Annotated in this window: 14 protein-coding genes; 7 read left to right on the top strand and 7 right to left on the bottom strand. The window is 71.1% G+C overall.

The features are described from left to right. The first annotated feature begins 44 nt into the window (after positions 1-44). The 4 genes from dxs (at position 45) to ACFY3C_RS24980 (ending at position 5,561) form a co-directional block, all read left to right on the top strand. Positions 45-1,973, top strand: a complete 1,929-nt coding sequence (gene dxs / locus ACFY3C_RS24965) for a 1-deoxy-D-xylulose-5-phosphate synthase (protein ID WP_386575678.1) — start codon at positions 45-47, stop codon at positions 1,971-1,973. Between the two features lie 150 nt (positions 1,974-2,123). After that, positions 2,124-3,647 carry an amino acid permease gene (locus ACFY3C_RS24970; RefSeq protein ID WP_390772293.1) on the top strand — a complete coding sequence of 508 codons (1,524 nt, stop codon included), beginning with the start codon at positions 2,124-2,126 and terminating at the stop codon, positions 3,645-3,647. 73 nt (positions 3,648-3,720) lie between these two features. After that, complete coding sequence (locus ACFY3C_RS24975) at positions 3,721-5,187, top strand: ArnT family glycosyltransferase (RefSeq protein ID WP_390772294.1); 1,467 nt, start codon at positions 3,721-3,723, stop codon at positions 5,185-5,187. A gap of 83 nt (positions 5,188-5,270) precedes the next feature. Next, positions 5,271-5,561 carry a hypothetical protein gene (locus ACFY3C_RS24980; RefSeq protein WP_386575675.1) on the top strand — a complete coding sequence of 97 codons (291 nt, stop codon included), beginning with the start codon at positions 5,271-5,273 and terminating at the stop codon, positions 5,559-5,561. A 15-nt stretch (positions 5,562-5,576) separates the two neighbouring features. Here ACFY3C_RS24980 and ACFY3C_RS24985 read toward each other — a convergent pair whose 3' ends face one another. Beyond that, on the bottom strand, positions 5,577-5,969 hold the full coding sequence (locus ACFY3C_RS24985) for an NTP pyrophosphohydrolase (RefSeq protein WP_389169993.1): 393 nt from the start codon (positions 5,967-5,969) through the stop codon (positions 5,577-5,579). 72 nt (positions 5,970-6,041) lie between these two features. Between ACFY3C_RS24985 and ACFY3C_RS24990 the strand changes: the two genes are divergently transcribed. Then, positions 6,042-7,058, top strand: a complete 1,017-nt coding sequence (locus ACFY3C_RS24990; RefSeq protein ID WP_386575673.1) for a hypothetical protein — start codon at positions 6,042-6,044, stop codon at positions 7,056-7,058. A 51-nt stretch (positions 7,059-7,109) separates the two neighbouring features. On the opposite strand, the gene ACFY3C_RS24995 is transcribed toward ACFY3C_RS24990, so the two are convergent. The 5 genes from ACFY3C_RS24995 to ACFY3C_RS25015 form a co-directional block, all read right to left on the bottom strand. Continuing rightward, a complete protein-coding gene (locus tag ACFY3C_RS24995; protein WP_386575672.1) occupies positions 7,110-9,239 on the bottom strand; it encodes a 3-hydroxyacyl-CoA dehydrogenase NAD-binding domain-containing protein in 2,130 nt (709 codons plus the stop codon). Continuing rightward, positions 9,236-10,453 (bottom strand): acetyl-CoA C-acyltransferase, encoded by a 1,218-nt coding sequence (locus tag ACFY3C_RS25000; RefSeq protein WP_263213749.1) that lies wholly within the window; start codon positions 10,451-10,453, stop codon positions 9,236-9,238. The genes ACFY3C_RS24995 and ACFY3C_RS25000 overlap by 4 nt, the downstream gene beginning before the upstream one ends. A gap of 221 nt (positions 10,454-10,674) precedes the next feature. Continuing rightward, entirely contained in the window at positions 10,675-11,964 is a 1,290-nt protein-coding gene (locus ACFY3C_RS25005) for a ribonuclease D (RefSeq protein ID WP_390772295.1), read from the bottom strand. 246 nt (positions 11,965-12,210) lie between these two features. Then, positions 12,211-12,870, bottom strand: coding sequence for a LuxR C-terminal-related transcriptional regulator (locus ACFY3C_RS25010; RefSeq protein WP_386575668.1), 660 nt, complete (start codon positions 12,868-12,870; stop codon positions 12,211-12,213). Positions 12,871-13,169: 299 nt separating this feature from the next. Beyond that, complete coding sequence (locus ACFY3C_RS25015) at positions 13,170-13,847, bottom strand: DUF3000 domain-containing protein (protein WP_389170004.1); 678 nt, start codon at positions 13,845-13,847, stop codon at positions 13,170-13,172. Positions 13,848-13,956: 109 nt separating this feature from the next. On the opposite strand from ACFY3C_RS25015, the gene hemE reads away from it, so the two are divergent. Next, entirely contained in the window at positions 13,957-15,024 is a 1,068-nt protein-coding gene (hemE, locus tag ACFY3C_RS25020; RefSeq protein ID WP_390772296.1) for a uroporphyrinogen decarboxylase, read from the top strand. 38 nt (positions 15,025-15,062) lie between these two features. Here the strand turns inward: hemE and ACFY3C_RS25025 are convergent, their stop codons facing one another. Continuing rightward, entirely contained in the window at positions 15,063-15,887 is an 825-nt protein-coding gene (locus ACFY3C_RS25025; RefSeq protein WP_386575664.1) for a rhomboid family intramembrane serine protease, read from the bottom strand. Between the two features lie 115 nt (positions 15,888-16,002). Here ACFY3C_RS25025 and ACFY3C_RS25030 point away from each other — a divergent pair, with 115 nt between their 5' ends. Next, positions 16,003-16,266: a hypothetical protein gene (locus tag ACFY3C_RS25030; RefSeq protein WP_386575942.1), complete on the top strand. Its 264-nt coding sequence runs from the start codon at positions 16,003-16,005 to the stop codon at positions 16,264-16,266. Positions 16,267-16,277 lie beyond the last annotated feature (11 nt).

Below are 16,277 nucleotides of genomic sequence, written 5' to 3' on the forward strand. Positions count from 1 at the left end.
AGCCCGGCAACAGCTCGATCAGCTCTACTTGCAAGGAGGCACGGGTGCCGCTGCTGACCCGCATCAGGGGACCGCGCGATCTGGACCGGCTCAGCCTGGAGGAGCTGGACCAGCTGGCAGGGGAGATCCGGACCTTCCTCGTCGACGCCGTCTCCAAGACAGGCGGACACCTCGGCCCCAACCTGGGCGTGGTCGAGCTCACCATCGCCCTGCACCGCGTCTTCGAGTCCCCGAAGGACAAGGTGCTGTGGGACACGGGCCACCAGTCCTACGTGCACAAGCTGCTCACCGGCCGGCAGGACTTCTCCCGGCTGAAGATGAAGGGCGGTCTGTCCGGTTACCCCGCGCAGGCCGAGTCCGAGCACGACGTCATCGAGAACAGCCACGCGTCCACCGTGCTCGGCTGGGCCGACGGCATCGCCAAGGCCAACCAGCTGAAGAAGCGGGACAGCCACGTCGTCGCCGTGATCGGTGACGGTGCGCTGACCGGCGGCATGGCCTGGGAGGCGCTGAACAACATCGCCGAGGCCAAGGACCGCCCGCTCGTCATCGTCGTCAACGACAACGAGCGCTCCTACGCCCCGACCATCGGCGGCCTCGCCAACCATCTGGCGACCCTGCGCACGACCGACGGCTACGAGCGCTTCCTGGCCCGGACGAAGGACATCCTCGACCGCACCCCGGTCGTCGGGAAGCCGCTGTACGAGACCCTGCACGGCGCCAAGAAGGGGCTGAAGGACTTCATCGCCCCGCAGGGCATGTTCGAGGACCTGGGTCTGAAGTACGTCGGTCCCATCGACGGCCACGACATCGAGGCGCTGGAGTCCGCGCTGGCGCGGGCCAAGCGGTTCGGCGGACCGGTCATCGTGCACTGCTTGACCGAGAAGGGCCGCGGCTACCAGCCCGCCCTCCAGGACGAGGCCGACCGATTCCACGCCGTCGGCAAGATCCACCCGGACACCGGCCTGCCCATCGCGTCCTCGGGCGCCGACTGGACCTCCGTGTTCGGCGAGGAGATGGTCAGGCTCGGCGAGGAGCGCGAGGACATCGTCGCCATCACCGCGGCCATGCTCCAGCCGGTCGGCCTGGACCGGTTCGCCAAGCGCTTCCCCGATCGCGTGTACGACGTCGGGATCGCCGAGCAGCACGGCGCCGTCTCCGCGGCCGGCCTGGCCCACGCCGGTGTGCACCCGGTGTTCGCCGTCTACGCCACCTTCCTCAACCGCGCCTTCGACCAGGTCCTGATGGACGTGGCCCTGCACAAGTGCGGGGTGACCTTCGTACTGGACCGGGCCGGCGTCACGGGCACCGACGGCGCTTCCCACAACGGCATGTGGGACATGTCGATCCTCCAGGTCGTGCCGGGGCTCCGGCTGGCCGCCCCGCGCGACGCCGACCAGGTGCGGGCGCAGCTGCGCGAGGCCGTCGCCGTCGAGGACGCGCCGACCGTGGTGCGCTTCTCCAAGGGCGCCGTGGGCCCCGCCGTACCGGCCGTGGGCCGGGTCGGCGGCATGGACGTGCTGCGCGAGCCGGGCACCGAACGCCCGGACGTGCTGCTGGTCTCCGTGGGCGCCCTCGCCCCGATGTGCCTGGAGATCGCCGGCCTGCTCGACAAGCAGGGCATCTCCACCACCGTCGTCGACCCGCGCTGGGTCAAGCCCGTCGACGAGGCGATGGCCCCGCTCGCCGAGCGGCACCGGGTCGTCGTCACCGTCGAGGACAACAGCCGCGTCGGCGGTGTCGGCTCCGCGATCGCCCAGGCCCTCAGGGACGCGGGCGTGGACGTGCCGCTGCGTGACTTCGGCATCCCGCCGCGCTTCCTCGACCACGCCTCCCGCGCGGAGGTCATGGCCGAGATCGGGCTGACCGCGCCCGACATCGCCCGTCAGGTCACCGGGCTGGTCGCCAAGCTGGACGGCCGGTTCGACCGCACGGCCGACGAGGTCGACTCCGTGGAACCCGCGCGCGACTAGGCATTTTCGGGAAAGCCCCGTATGGCCGGTTTCGCCCCCTTCTCAGGTGGCGGAGCCGGCCCTTTTGCGTGAATCTGCCAGTGCCGGGGCATACGCATCCCCAGCCCTCTCGATCATGTCGAGGACGACGAGCGTGTGGGAGGTAGCCCCGTGAGCAGCAGCCTCTTCCGAACGAAGAAGGTCGAGCAGTCCATTCTGGATACCGAGGAGCCAGAACACGCGCTCAAGAAGTCCCTGACCGCGCTGGATCTGACGGTCTTCGGCGTCGGTGTCATCATCGGCACGGGCATCTTCGTCCTCACCGGCAAGGTCGCGAAGGAGACCGCGGGTCCCGCGGTCTCCCTGGGCTTCGTGGTGGCCGGCATCGTCTGCGCCCTCGCCGCACTGTGCTATGCGGAGTTCGCCTCCACGGTCCCGGTGGCCGGGTCCGCGTACACCTTCTCGTACGCCTCCATCGGTGAACTGCCCGCCTGGATCATCGGCTGGGACCTGGTCCTGGAGTTCGCGCTCGGCACCGCGGTGGTCGCCGTCGGCTGGTCCGGATACATGCGCTCCCTGCTGGACAACGCGGGCTGGCACCTGCCCGACTACCTCGCCGGCCGGGACGGGGCCACGGGCTTCGGCTTCGACATCCTCGCGGCCGCGCTGGTCCTGGTGCTCACCGCCATCCTCGTCATCGGCATGAAGCTGTCCGCGCGGGTCACCGAGGTCGTCGTCGCCATCAAGGTGACGGTCGTCCTGATCGTGATCATCGCCGGCGCCTTCTTCATCAACAGCGACAACTACAAGCCATTCATCCCCAAGGCTCAGACGGTGGAGGCCGGTGGCAGTCTCAAGGCGCCGCTCATCCAGCTGATCGCCGGCTGGGCGCCGTCCAACTTCGGCGTGATGGGCATCTTCACCGCCGCCTCCGTGGTCTTCTTCGCCTTCATCGGCTTCGACGTCGTGGCCACCGCCGCCGAGGAGACCAAGAACCCGCAGCGGGACATGCCGCGCGGCATCCTCGGCTCCCTGTTCATCTGCACGGCGCTGTACGTGCTGGTGTCCATCGTCGTCACCGGCATGCAGCACTACACCAAGCTGTCCGTCGACGCCCCGCTCGCCGACGCCTTCAAGGCCAACGGCCACCCCTGGTACGCGGGTGCGATCAGCTTCGGCGCCGTCATCGGCCTGACCACGGTCTGCATGATCCTGCTGCTCGGCCAGACCCGGGTCTTCTTCGCGATGAGCCGCGACGGCCTGCTGCCCCGCTTCTTCTCCATCGTCCACCCGCGCTTCCGCACCCCGCACCGGCCGACCATCCTGCTCGGCGTGCTCATCGCCGTCATCGCGGGCTTCACCAGCCTGAGCGAGCTGGCCGAACTGGTGAACATCGGCACGCTGTTCGCCTTCGTCGTCGTCGCGGTCGGCGTGGTCGTCCTGCGTCGCACCCGCCCGGACCTGCACCGGGCCTTCCGCACCCCGTGGGTGCCGTTCATCCCGATCCTGTCCGTCGCCGCCACCCTGTGGCTGATGCTGAACCTGCCCGCCGAGACCTGGCTCCGGTTCGCGATCTGGATGGTCATCGGCTGTTTCGTCTACTTCCTCTACGGTCGCTCGCACAGCCGCCTCGGCCGGCACGAGGAGACCACCATCGACCAGGTCATGCACCCGCCGAAGGGCGACAACAAGTAACCACCCCCGTCACTGATCCGGCCCGGTATGTCCTGCTTCGGCAGGAACTGCCGGGCCGGATAACGTGCTCCCCATGCTTGCCGCCCCGCTCGCCCCCGCACGGTCCGTGACGACCCGGAGGGCGTACTGGACGCGGCTGCTGCCCGCCCTCGCGGTCCTGGCCTGCGTCACCCGGGTGCCCTCCTTCGTCCGGCCGGTGTGGAACCCCGACGAGGGCTATCTCGCCGTACAGGCCCGCCTTCTCGCCCACGGCGGGCATCTGTACGAGACGGTCGTGGACCGCAAACCCCCGCTGGTGCCCTGGCTGTACGAGGCCGCCTTCGCGGTCTGCGGCTCCGGCTCCCTCGCCCCGGTCCGGGTGCTGGCGGTCCTGGCGCAGACGCTCACCGCCGTCCTGCTCGCCTCCCTGGCGCGGCGCCGCTGGGGTGACACCGCGGGCCGTACCGCGGGGGTGCTGTACCTGCTGGTGTCCGTCGGCCTCAACCCCGAGGACGCGCAGGCCGCCACCTTCGAGGTGTTCATACTGCCCGCCACGGCGGCCGCCCTGTGGTGCGCGGACCGCAGTCGCTGGGGCGCGGCCGGGACCGCCGTCGCCTGCGCCTTCCTCACCAAGCAGACCGGCGGCGCGGTACTGCTGCCGGTGGCCTGGCTGCTCAACCGCGCCGGCACCCCGGGCGCGGGCGCGCTACGGCTCGGGGCCGGGTTCGCCGTACCGGTGCTGTGCGCGGCCCTGGTCACGGACCCCGCCGGATTCCTGTTCTGGACGGTCACCGGCTCTGCCGCCTACGCCTCCTTCACCGGCTCCGAACTCCACGTCCTCGGCCGTGGCCTGGCAAACACCGCCCTCCTGGCCGTGGCCTGCGCGGGCCTGATCCCGCCGGTCGTACGGTCCCTGCGCACCGCCCGCACCGCCCGCGCCGGCGTGGCCGACGCAGCCGACCTGTGGCTGTGGCTGGCGTCCTCGGCCGTCGCCGTCACCGTCGGCTTCCACTTCTTCGGCCACTACTACCTGCAACTCACCCCGCCCGCGGCCCTGCTGGCCACGGCCGCGCTGCGGGCATCGCCCCGCGAACGCCTGTCGGCCGCCGTCTTCACCTCGGCCTGCTGCTGCGCCCTGTTCCTCGCCTGGGGTCTGCTCGCGCCACACCCCGAACTCGCCCACGCCCAGCGCCTCGCCGCCGCCCTCGCCCAGCGCACCGGGCCCGCCGACCGTGTCCTGGTGTGGGGCATGCACCCGGAGACGTACTGGCTGGCCCGCCGCACCCCCGCCACCCGCTACCTCACCGCGGGCCTGCTCACCAACTACAGCGGCGGCCGCGACGGCCCCCAGGTCGGCGAGAAGTACGCGGTCGAGGGCGCCTGGCCGGTCTTCCGGGCGGAGCTGACCGCACACGCCCCCGCCCTGGTCGTGGACGACTCCCGCGGCGAGCCGTACGCCGCCGACCGCATCCCGAGTCTGCGTCGGCTGCTGGCCGGCCGGTACGAGGAGGTGGGGAGGGTGGACGGGGCCGTGATCTACGCCCGGACTCCGCCCGAGTGAAGGGGAGTTGGCCCGCGGCTGTCCGCACGCTGCTGCTATGCTCGCGGTAGAGATTTGAACACGTTCAAATGAGGGGGATCCGCATGACCACGCCGACCACGCCGGCCCGGAACGACGACTCACCCGCCGTCGCCCTCGGGCCCCTCGCACTCATCCTCGGGGCTGTCTCGACCGTGGGCGCATGGCCCACCATCTGGTTCGTCGGGTTCCCATGGACGTTCCTCGCCGGCTGCTTCGCCGTCACCTTCGGCGCCATGGGGATCCACTACGCCCGTCAGGGCACCGGCCGCCTGTGGACGGCAACCGCCGGAGCCGTCCTCGGAGGCGCAGGACTGGGCGTCTACCTCACCCTGCTCATGGCGTACGCCGCCTAGGGCGGAACCGGACCCTCAGCCGAGGACCGTGCGCGGTCCGGCCACCTCCGCGCCCAGTTCGGTCACCCGGCGCCGCAGTTCACGGTCGGCCGTGACCACGAGACGGGCCCGGTCGGGGTTCTCGGCGGCCAGCTCCACGATCCGGTCGTCCCCGCTGCCGGACGCCTCCGCGACCCGTACCCCCGGCACCGACTCCACCCCACGGGCGGCGCCTTCGACGACGAGCACCAGCTCCACGGCGCCCGCATGACCCGGCAGCCCCTCGCGGGCCAGCCGGTCCCGCAGCCGCTCGGCGGCGCCCCTGCGGTCCCGCCACCAGCCGTCGGGCCGCGACCCGACGACGTTCGCGCCGTCGACGATCACGAGCAGCGGGCCGTCCGGGTCCGGGGAGCCGAGGGGGTCGTCCATGGGGCAAGGGTCCCACGCCACCGGAGAGGGGGCGGGCCCCGGCCTGCGACCAGGGCCGCTTAAAGTGAACTGGTGAACGGCGACTGGCTCCTACGCGGCCGCGACGGCCGGCTCAGTGTCTACCAGCTGTCGGGCGACGCCGTCCTGTGCCGGGCGGAGCGTGGCCCGGACGGCCCCTGGAGCGACCCGCACAAGGTGGGCGGCGACCAGAAGCTCCACCGCGTCCTCGCCGTCGGCCAGGGCACCGACGGCTACGCCCACCTGGTCTCCTGGCGGCCCACCACCAAGGGCGAGTCGGGCCTGGTGCACTCCACCCACTTCCGCCCCCGCCTCGCGGCCCTGGACTGGAACCCGATCGGCCACCCGGACAAGAAGGGCGACCGCACCGGCACCCCCGCCGTCGCCGTGGACGCGCAGGGCCGCGCCCATGTCTTCGTACGGAACAAGGCCGGCGGGGTGAGCCTGCTGGCGCAGAAGGAGAAGGGCGGCTGGGACCCCTGGCGGGACCTGAAGGGCCGTGAGGTCCAGGAGGGCCTCGCAGCGGTGACGGGGGAGTCCGGCAGGGTCGAGCTGTACGCGGCCGCCCCGGGTGCCGTCCTGCACTGGCGTCAGGAGGAGCCGGGCGCCCAGCCGGTGCTCCAGGAGACCCTGGAGACGGCGGTGCGCCCCGGCACCCTGCACGCCCTGGCCACGTCCCCCGAGAGCACGACCGTCTACTACACCGACGACTCGGGCGACCTGTGCTCCTGGCGCCCCGGCACCAAGCCGGTCACGCTCCTGCCCGCGGCGGGCTCCGGCCCGGTCGCGGCGGTCCGCTGCGAGCTGGACGGCCACGACTGCACGCTGCTGGCCCAGCGCTCGGCGAGCGGTCGCGTCGCCTTCGCCGCCTACCCGACCGAGCTGGAGTCGGCGGGCGCGTGGTGGACGGAGTCGGGTCCGCAGCTGCCGGTGGACGCGCTGGTGTCTCTGGCCGTGGACGAGGACGAGCGGGTGGTGGCGGCAACGTTGTCCCCGTCGACCGGCCAACTCCTGCTGACCAGACGCAAGGACGAACCCGGGCTGGCGCTACAGGCGTGGCGCCCGCTCTGACCACGCAGAAGGGCCCCGCCGAAGCGGGGCCCTTCGTCATGTCACCGGGTGTTACGCGGGAACGCTTGCCACGCCGGGAGCGAGGAACTTCTTGCCGTTCACACGCTCCGAGACGCCCTCACGGTCCAGGTACGGCGTGATGCCGCCCAGGTGGAAGGGCCAGCCGGCGCCCGTGATGAGGCAGAGGTCGATGTCCTGGGCCTCGGCGACGACGCCCTCGTCGAGCATGAGCCCGATCTCCTGCGCCACCGCGTCGAGCACGCGCTCGCGCACCTGCTCCTCGGTCAGGACGGAGTCGCCCTGCTGCAGCAGCGCCGCGACCTCGGGGTCCAGCTCCGGCTTGCCGCTGTCGTAGACGTAGAAGCCGCGCTTGCCCGCCTTGACGACGGCCGCGAGGTTCGGGGAGACCGTGAAGCGGTCCGGGAAGGCCCGGTTGAGGGTCTCCGAGACGTGCAGACCGATCGCGGGGCCGACCAGCTCCAGCAGCACCAGCGGGGACATCGGCAGACCGAGCGGCTCGACGGCCTTCTCGGCGACCTCGACCGGGGTGCCCTCGTCGATGACGTTCTGGATCTCGCCCATGAAGCGGGTCAGGATGCGGTTCACGACGAACGCCGGGGCGTCCTTGACCAGAACCGCGGTCTTCTTCAGCTTCTTGGCGACGCCGAAGGCCGTGGCCAGGGAGGCGTCGTCCGTCTTCTCGCCGCGGACGATCTCCAGCAGCGGCAGGACCGCGACCGGGTTGAAGAAGTGGAAGCCGACGACCCGCTCGGGGTGCTGCAGCTTCGACGCCATCTCCGTGACCGACAGCGAGGAGGTGTTGGTGGCGAGGATCGCGTGCGCCGGGGCGACCGCCTCGACCTCCGCGAACACCTGCTGCTTGACGCCGATCTCCTCGAAGACCGCCTCGATGATGAAGTCGGCGTCCGAGAAGCCCTCGGCCTTGTCCAGGACACCGGTCACCAGCGCCTTGAGGCGGTTGGCCTTGTCCTGGTTGATCCGGCCCTTGCCGAGCAGCTTGTCGATCTCGGCGTGGACGTAGCCCACACCCTTGTCGACGCGCTCCTGGTCGATGTCGGTCAGGACGACCGGCACCTCCAGGCGGCGCAGGAAGAGCAGCGCGAGCTGGCTGGCCATCAGACCGGCGCCGACGACGCCGACCTTGGTGACCGGGCGGGCCAGGTTCTTGTCCGGGGCGCCCGCGGGACGCTTGCCGCGCTTCTGCACCAGGTTGAACGCGTAGATGCCGGAGCGCAGTTCGCCGCCCATGATCAGGTCGGCGAGGGCGACGTCCTCGGCGTCGTAACCCTGCTGCAGGTCGCCGTTCTTGGCGGCCGCGATGATGTCCAGGGCGCGGTAGGCGGCCGGAGCGGCCCCGTGCACCTTGGAGTCCGCGACGAAGCGGCCCTTGGCGACGGCCTGGTCCCAGGCCTCGCCGCGGTCGATCACCGGACGCTCGACCTCGATGTCGCCCTTGAGGACGTTCGCGGTCCAGATCAGCGACTGCTCCAGGAAGTCGGCGCCCTCGAAGATCGCGTCCGCGATGCCGAGGTCGAAGACCTGCTGGCCCTTGAGCTGCTTGTTCTGGTTGAGGCTGTTCTCGATGATCACCGAGACGGCCTTGTCGGCGCCGATCAGGTTCGGCAGCAGCGCGCAGCCGCCCCAGCCCGGGACCAGGCCCAGGAAGACCTCGGGGAGGGAGAACGCCGGGATCGCCTTGGAGACGGTCCGGTAGGAGCAGTGCAGGCCGACCTCGACGCCGCCGCCCATGGCCGCGCCGTTGTAGTACGCGAAGGTCGGGACCGCGAGGGCCGCGAGGCGCTTGAAGACCTCGTGGCCGCCCTTGCCGATGGCGAGCGCGTCCTCGTGCTTCTTCAGCAGCTCGACGCCCTTGAGGTCGGCGCCGACCGCGAAGATGAACGGCTTGCCGGTGATGCCGACACCGACGATGTCGCCGGCCGCGGCCTCCGCCTCGACCTGGTCGATGGCGGTGTTGAGGTTCGCCAGCGAGGCCGGACCGAAGGTGGTCGGCTTGGTGTGGTCGAAGCCGTTGTCAAGGGTGATGAGGGCAAAACGCCCAGCACCGAACGGCAGGTCGAGGTGGCGTACGTGCGCGGACGTCACGACCTCGTCGGGGAACAGCTCGGCCGCGCCCTTCAGAAGCTCAGCGGTGGTGCTCACTTGTCCCCCTCGAAATGCGGGTTCTCCCAGATGACCGTCGCGCCCATGCCGAAGCCGACGCACATGGTGTTCAGGCCGTAGCGGACGTGCGGCTGCTCCTCGAACTGGCGGGCCAGCTGCGTCATCAGACGCACACCGGAGGAGGCCAGCGGGTGGCCGTAGGCGATGGCGCCGCCGTACTGGTTGACGCGCGCGTCGTCGTCGGCGATGCCGTAGTGCTCCAGGAAGGCGAGGACCTGGACGGCGAAGGCCTCGTTGATCTCGAAGAGACCGATGTCGGAGATGGACAGGCCCGCCTGGGCGAGGGCCTTCTCCGTGGCCGGGATCGGGCCGTAGCCCATGACCTCGGGCTCGACGCCGGCGAAGGCGTAGGAGACCAGGCGCATCTTGACCGGCAGGTTGTTCTCGCGGGCGAAGTCCTCGCTCGCGATGATCGAGGCGGTGGCGCCGTCGTTCAGCCCGGCCGCGTTACCGGCGGTGACCCGGCCGTGGACGCGGAACGGGGTCTTGAGGCCCTGCAGGTTCTCCAGGGTCGTGCCCGGGCGCATCGGCTCGTCGGCCGTGACCAGGCCCCAACCGGTCTCGCCGGCCTCGGGGTTGGTGCGGCGCACCGAGATCGGCACCAGGTCCTGCTGGATCTTGCCGTCGGCGTACGCCTTGGCGGCCTTCTCCTGCGAGCGCACCGCGTACTCGTCGGCGCGCTGCTTGGTGATCGTCGGGTAGCGGTCGTGCAGGTTCTCCGCGGTCATGCCCATGAACAGGGCGGACTCGTCGACCAGCTTCTCGCTGACGAAGCGCGGGTTCGGGTCCACGCCCTCGCCCATCGGGTGGCGGCCCATGTGCTCGACACCACCGGCGATGACGGCGTCGTAGGCGCCGAACGCGATCGAACCGGCGGTGGTCGTCACGGCGGTCAGGGCGCCGGCGCACATGCGGTCGATCGAGTAGCCCGGGACGGACTGCGGCAGACCGGCGAGGATGCCGGCCGTACGACCGAGGGTCAGGCCCTGGTCACCGATCTGCGTGGTCGCGGCGATGGCGACCTCGTCGATCTTCTTCGGGTCCAGCCCGGGGTTGCGGCGCAGCAGCTCCCGGATCGCCTTCACGACGAGGTCGTCGGCGCGGGTCTCGTGGTAGATGCCCTTCGGGCCCGCCTTGCCGAACGGGGTGCGGACGCCGTCGACGAAGACGACGTCCCTGACGGTACGAGGCACGATGGCTCTCCTCCAGGGTGCGGGATGGCACTGCTGCGATGCGCTGAGCGCGCGCTCAGGCCCATGCTACTTATGAGTAACGTAGCTGCACAGTCCCGGCGGCGGGAGCGGCGAACGTCACATCCGCCCTCCCAGGATCTTGGCGTGATCTCGACGTCCCTGTTCCGCTTCAGCGGCCCGTACCGAAGGGGTTCGGTGTGAGGAGCGACCAGGTGAGCCGCTCAGACCCCCTTCGCCGACAGCGCTGCCACCAGCACCGGCGTGACCTGCTCCACCTGCCAGGCCCGCGCGCCGTACCCGGCCAGCGCGACCTCGACGGATACGGCGTCCACCACCTTCGGCGGCTCCCAGCAGACCCTTCGCACGGTGTCCGGGGAGACCAGGTTCTCCTGGGGCATGTTGAGCTGCTCGGCCAGAGCCGACACTCCCGCGCGGGCCGCGGACAACCGAGCCGCGGCAGCGGGATCCTTGTCGGCCCAGGCCCGCGGCGGGGGTGGCCCGGCGACCGGCTGCCCGGGCTGCGGCAACCCGGACTCCGGCAGGGCCTTGGCCCGGTCCACCGCCGCCTGCCACTGCTCCAGCTGTCGCCGCCCCACCCGGTGCCCGAACCCGTTCAACGCGGTCAGGGCATGCACATTGCTCGGCAAAGAGAGCGCGGCCTCGACGATGGCCGCGTCCGAAAGCACCTTGCCCGGCGACACATCCCGTCGCTGGGCGATCCGGTCCCGCGTCTGCCACAGCTCCCGGACGACGGCCAGCTGCCGGCGCCGCCGCACCTTGTGCATGCCGGACGTACGGCGCCAGGGGTCCTTGCGGGGTTCGGCGGGCGGAGCGGACGCGATCGCGTCGAACTCCTGGCGCGCCCAGTCCAGCTTGCCCTGCCGGTCCAGCTCCTTCTCCAGGGCGTCCCTGAGGTCGACGAGCAGCTCCACGTCCAGGGCGGCGTAGCGCAGCCACGGCTCGGGCAGCGGACGGGTGGACCAGTCGACGGCGGAGTGCCCCTTCTCCAGGACGAAGCCGAGGACGCCCTCGACCATGGCGCCGAGGCCGACCCGGGGGAACCCGGCGAGCCGCCCGGCCAGCTCCGTGTCGAACAACGATGTCGGCACCATGCCTATCTCGCGCAGGCAGGGCAGGTCCTGGGTGGCGGCGTGCAGCACCCACTCGACGCCGGACAGCGCCTCGCCGAGACCGGACAGGTCGGGACAGGTGACGGGGTCGATCAGCGCGGTGCCGGCGCCCTCGCGGCGCAGCTGCACCAGATACGCGCGCTGGCCGTAGCGGTAGCCGGAGGCGCGCTCGGCGTCGACGGCGACGGGGCCGGAGCCGGAGGCGAAGGCGGCGATCACCTCGGCGAGGACGTTCTCGTCGGTGATCACCGGCGGAATGCCCTCACGGGGTTCGAGAAGTGGCGTCGGCGCCTCCGTCACAGAAGATCCGGCGTCGTCCGGAGGGACGCCTCCGGTGGTGCGCAGGGCACTGTCTGCTGCGGTCTCTTGGGCGTCGGTCACCTGTCAAGGGTATCCGTGTGTGGACAGCGCCCGTCGACGGAACGTTCCGTCGACGGGCACCGGGGGGTCGTAAATCAGTCAGGCCGGTGAAACTCACGGTTCACATGAATGAACCAGGGGCTCCGTCGAGCGCCTCGGCGGCGGTGTCGGTCAGGGGCGCAAGGGCTTAGCGGTTCAGGGATTCAGGCGGATGGGGGTTGGCGGGATGGGAGGGGATGAGGGACGGCGGGGTCAGGGGGCAGGGACTCAGTGGATGATTCCGGTGCGCAGGGCCACGGCGACCATTCCGGCCCGGTCGCCCGTGCCGAGCTTGCGCGCGATGCGGGCGAGGTGGCTCTTCACGGTCAGGGCGGACAGGCCCATCGAGACGCCGATGGCCTTGTTCGACTGGCCTTCCGCGACCAGTCGCAGCACCTCGACCTCGCGTCCGGACAGCTCGCGGTAGCCGCCCGGGTGGCTCGGGGCACCCGGGGGGCGGCGGTGCATACGGGCGCCGGCGCCGAGGGGAGCGGCGCCGGGTCGGGTGGGGAGCCCGATGTTCGTCCGGGTGCCGGTGACGACGTAGCCCTTGACCCCGCCGGCCAGGGCGTTGCGGACGGCGCCGATGTCGTCGGCCGCGGAGAGCGCCAGCCCGTTGGGCCAGCCCGCGGCGCGGGTCTCGGACAGCAGGGTCAGGCCGGAGCCGTCGGGCAGGTGGACGTCGGCGACACAGATGTCGCGGGGGTTGCCGATGCGGGGACGAGCCTCCGCGACGGACGAGGCCTCGATGACGTCGCGGACACCGAGCGCCCACAGATGGCGGGTGACGGTGGAGCGGACGCGCGGGTCGGCCACGACCACCATGGCGGTCGGCTTGTTCGGGCGGTAGGCGACCAGGCTTGCGGGCTGCTCGAGGAGAACGGACACCAGGCCTCCTGGGGTGGGGGGACGGGGCCGGCTTGTGGGGATGAAGCCGGGACGAACCGTGCTTTCAGGTCACAGTCGTCTTCGGCAGCAAACGCGTCCGCCTTTAGAGAATGATCACGATCTAGTGAGTAACAATCCGTGCAATTCGGACGCGCGATCGATCATCCGAAGATCGAGTCGGTTCGGGCCGGTGCGATTCGAGTGCGGAAAGTGGCCGTATCGACAAAGAGATGGTCAACAAGGGGTCTGTGAGGATTACGGAGCCCTGTGCGGAGTACGTCGATACGGCCCAGATCACGTCACCGGGACTGCGGACCCCTGCGCTGCGGCAGGGTCACCACCGAGGCGTCGCCCGGTCCGGCCGGGGGCAGCCCGCCGACCTGGGCCAGCAGATCGCACCACGAGGCCAGGTGGCAGGCGGTGTCCGGCACTCCGCCCAGGCCCTCGCGGGGGGTCCACGAAGCCCGGATCTCGATCTGCGAGGCGGCGGGGCGCTCGGACAGACCGCCGAAGTAGTGCGAGCTGGCGCGCGTGACGGTGCCGCTCGGCTCGCCGTACGTCAGCCCGCGCGACTGCAGCGCACCGGTCAGCCACGACCAGCACACCTCCGGCAGCAGCGGATCGGCCGCCATCTCCGGCTCCAGCTCCGCGCGCACCAGCGTCACCAGCCGGAACGTGCCGTGCCAGGCGTCGTGCCCGGCCGGGTCGTGCAGCAGCACCAGCCGCCCGTCGGCCAGCTCCTGCTCGCCGTCGACCACCACGGCCTCCACCGCGTACGCGTACGGCGCCAGCCGCTGCGGAGCCGGCGTCGGCTCCACCTCGACCTGCGGCCTCAGGCGCGCGGCCCGCAGCGCCTCCACCGCGGCCCGGAACGCCGGCGGCCCCGCCGTACCCGCATGCCCCTCCGCCTCCGCGTTCCCCTTCGCGTCGTCCATTTCGCCAGCGCCGTCCGACAGTCGTCCCTGAGCCGCAGCCATGCGGGGAAGAGTAAGGGGAACCGGGGCTTTGTGCAGGGCAAGACACCCCGCACCGCTGTTGCCGCGGCCACGTGCGTTCCGCTCACCGGCACCGTGCGAGACTTGCCCCGTGACCGCCAACGACGCCTCCACGGGCCAGCAGCCGACAGCCACGTACGACAGCGCCTTCCTCAAGGCGTGCAGGCGCGAGCCCGTGCCGCACACCCCCGTGTGGTTCATGCGTCAGGCCGGCCGCTCGCTGCCCGAGTACCGCAAGGTGCGCGAGGGCATCCCCATGCTGGAGTCCTGCATGCGGCCCGAGCTGGTCACCGAGATCACGCTGCAGCCGGTGCGCCGCCACAACGTGGACGCGGCGATCTACTTCAGCGACATCGTCGTCCCGCTCAAGGCGATCGGCCTCGACCTCGACATCAAGCCCGGCGTCGGCCCGGTCGTCGAGCAGCCGATCCGCACCCGCGCCGACCTCGCCCGGCTGCGCGACCTCACCTCCGAGGACGTCCCCTACGTCACCGAGGCGATCGGCCTGCTCACCCGTGAGCTGGGCTCGACCCCGCTGATCGGTTTCGCGGGCGCGCCTTTCACCCTCGCGAGCTACCTGGTCGAGGGCGGTCCGTCGCGTACGTACGAGAACGCCAAGGCGATGATGTACGGCGACCCCGAGCTGTGGGCCGACCTGCTGGACCGCCTGGCCGACATCACGGCCGCCTTCCTGAAGGTGCAGATCGAGGCGGGCGCCTCGGCCGTCCAGCTCTTCGACTCCTGGGTCGGCGCGCTGGCCCCGGCCGACTACGTGAAGTCCGTGATGCCCGCCTCGGCGAAGGTGTTCGAGGCCGTCGCCGGGTACGGCGTCCCGCGCATCCACTTCGGTGTCGGCACCGGTGAGCTGCTGAAGCTCATGGGCGAGGCCGGTGCGGACGTCGTCGGCGTCGACTGGCGCGTCCCGCTGGACGAGGCCGTCCGTCGCGTCGGCCCCGGCAAGGCACTGCAGGGCAATCTCGACCCGACCGTCCTGTTCACCGACAAGGACACCGTCGAGGCCAGGGCCCGCGAGGTGCTGGACGCGGCCGCCGGTCTCGAGGGGCACGTCTTCAACCTCGGCCACGGCGTGCTGCCCAACACCGACCCGGACGCGCTGACCCGGCTCGTGGACTACGTCCACGCGGCGAGCGCCCGCTGAGCGGAGCGGCTCGGGGGTCCCGCGCGTAGGGGACCGGCTCACCACACCTGACGGGGCCGGGCCTGCCTGCCGAACAGCAGGCGGGGCGGCTCCGGTGGGGGCGGGGTGCCGGGCTTGAGCGGCCAGGCCAGCAGCATGCCCGCCACGAAGCCGACCACATGGGCGGCGTAGGCCACGGTTCCGGCACCGGAGACGCCGTGCCCGGAGGAGTACACCGCCTGCAGGGCGAACCAGAAGCCCAGCACCAGCCAGGCGGGCAGCCTGAGCGGCAGGAAGACCAGGAACGGGACGAGGACCCACACCCGCGCCCTCGGATACAGCACCAGATAGGCGCCGAGGACTCCGGCGATCGCCCCGGAAGCGCCGATCAGCGGGTCGCCGGAGGAGTCGTTGAGCAGCGCGAAGCCGTACCCGGCCGCGTAGCCGCAGACGACGTAGAAGAGGAAGTAGCGGATGTGGCCCATCCGGTCCTCGACGTTGTTGCCGAAGATCAGCAGGAAGAGCATGTTGCCCAGCAGGTGCAGCCAGCTTCCGTGCAGGAACATCGCGGTGAGCACGGACAGGGGCGGGGACTTGCGGTACCGGACCGGTCCCACCACACAGCCCGGGCCGTGCGGGCCCACGCCCACGTCGCCCGTAGGGACCAGCTGCGGCAACTGATGGTGGATCAACTCCCGGGGGACCGCCGCGTAGTGGTCCATGAACGCCTGCAGATGGCACAGCTGCGCCAGATCGCTGCCTCCCGCCACGGAGCCCGCTATGCCGGGCATGGCGAGGAAGACGAGGACGTTCGCGGCGATGAGCGCGTACGTCACGTAGGGCGTGCGGCGTGCCGGGTTCACGTCATGGACGGGGATGACCACACAGAAGTAGTGCCCGCGATGCGGGGCGCGAATCGGTGAACGCGACCGGGCGGGATTGCGTATCTGTTCTCAACCGACGTGAGGACAGGCGATGGAAGCTCCGCAGGTTTCGGCGATGCATGCTCTGCCCGATGGTGAGGCCGAGCTGTCTTTGGTGGTACGGCTCCCCTGGGAGGACGTTGCGCGGCTCGGTCAGGAGGCGGGGCGGCTGGCCTCGCAGATGCAGCGTGCTGTGACGTTGGACGAGGCGGTGAGCTATCGGCTGCGGTCGACCCGGCCGTCCGCCTCCCATGCGAAGCCTTCGGTCGAGCAGCCCGCGGCTGTGACGTCGGGTGCGGGTGTCACTTCATTGCCGCGGATCAGCAGTGGGACGGCTTAGGAGCGTTGGGC

Source organism: Streptomyces sp. NPDC001410 (genome assembly GCF_042895235.1).
Taxonomy (GTDB): domain Bacteria; phylum Actinomycetota; class Actinomycetes; order Streptomycetales; family Streptomycetaceae; genus Streptomyces.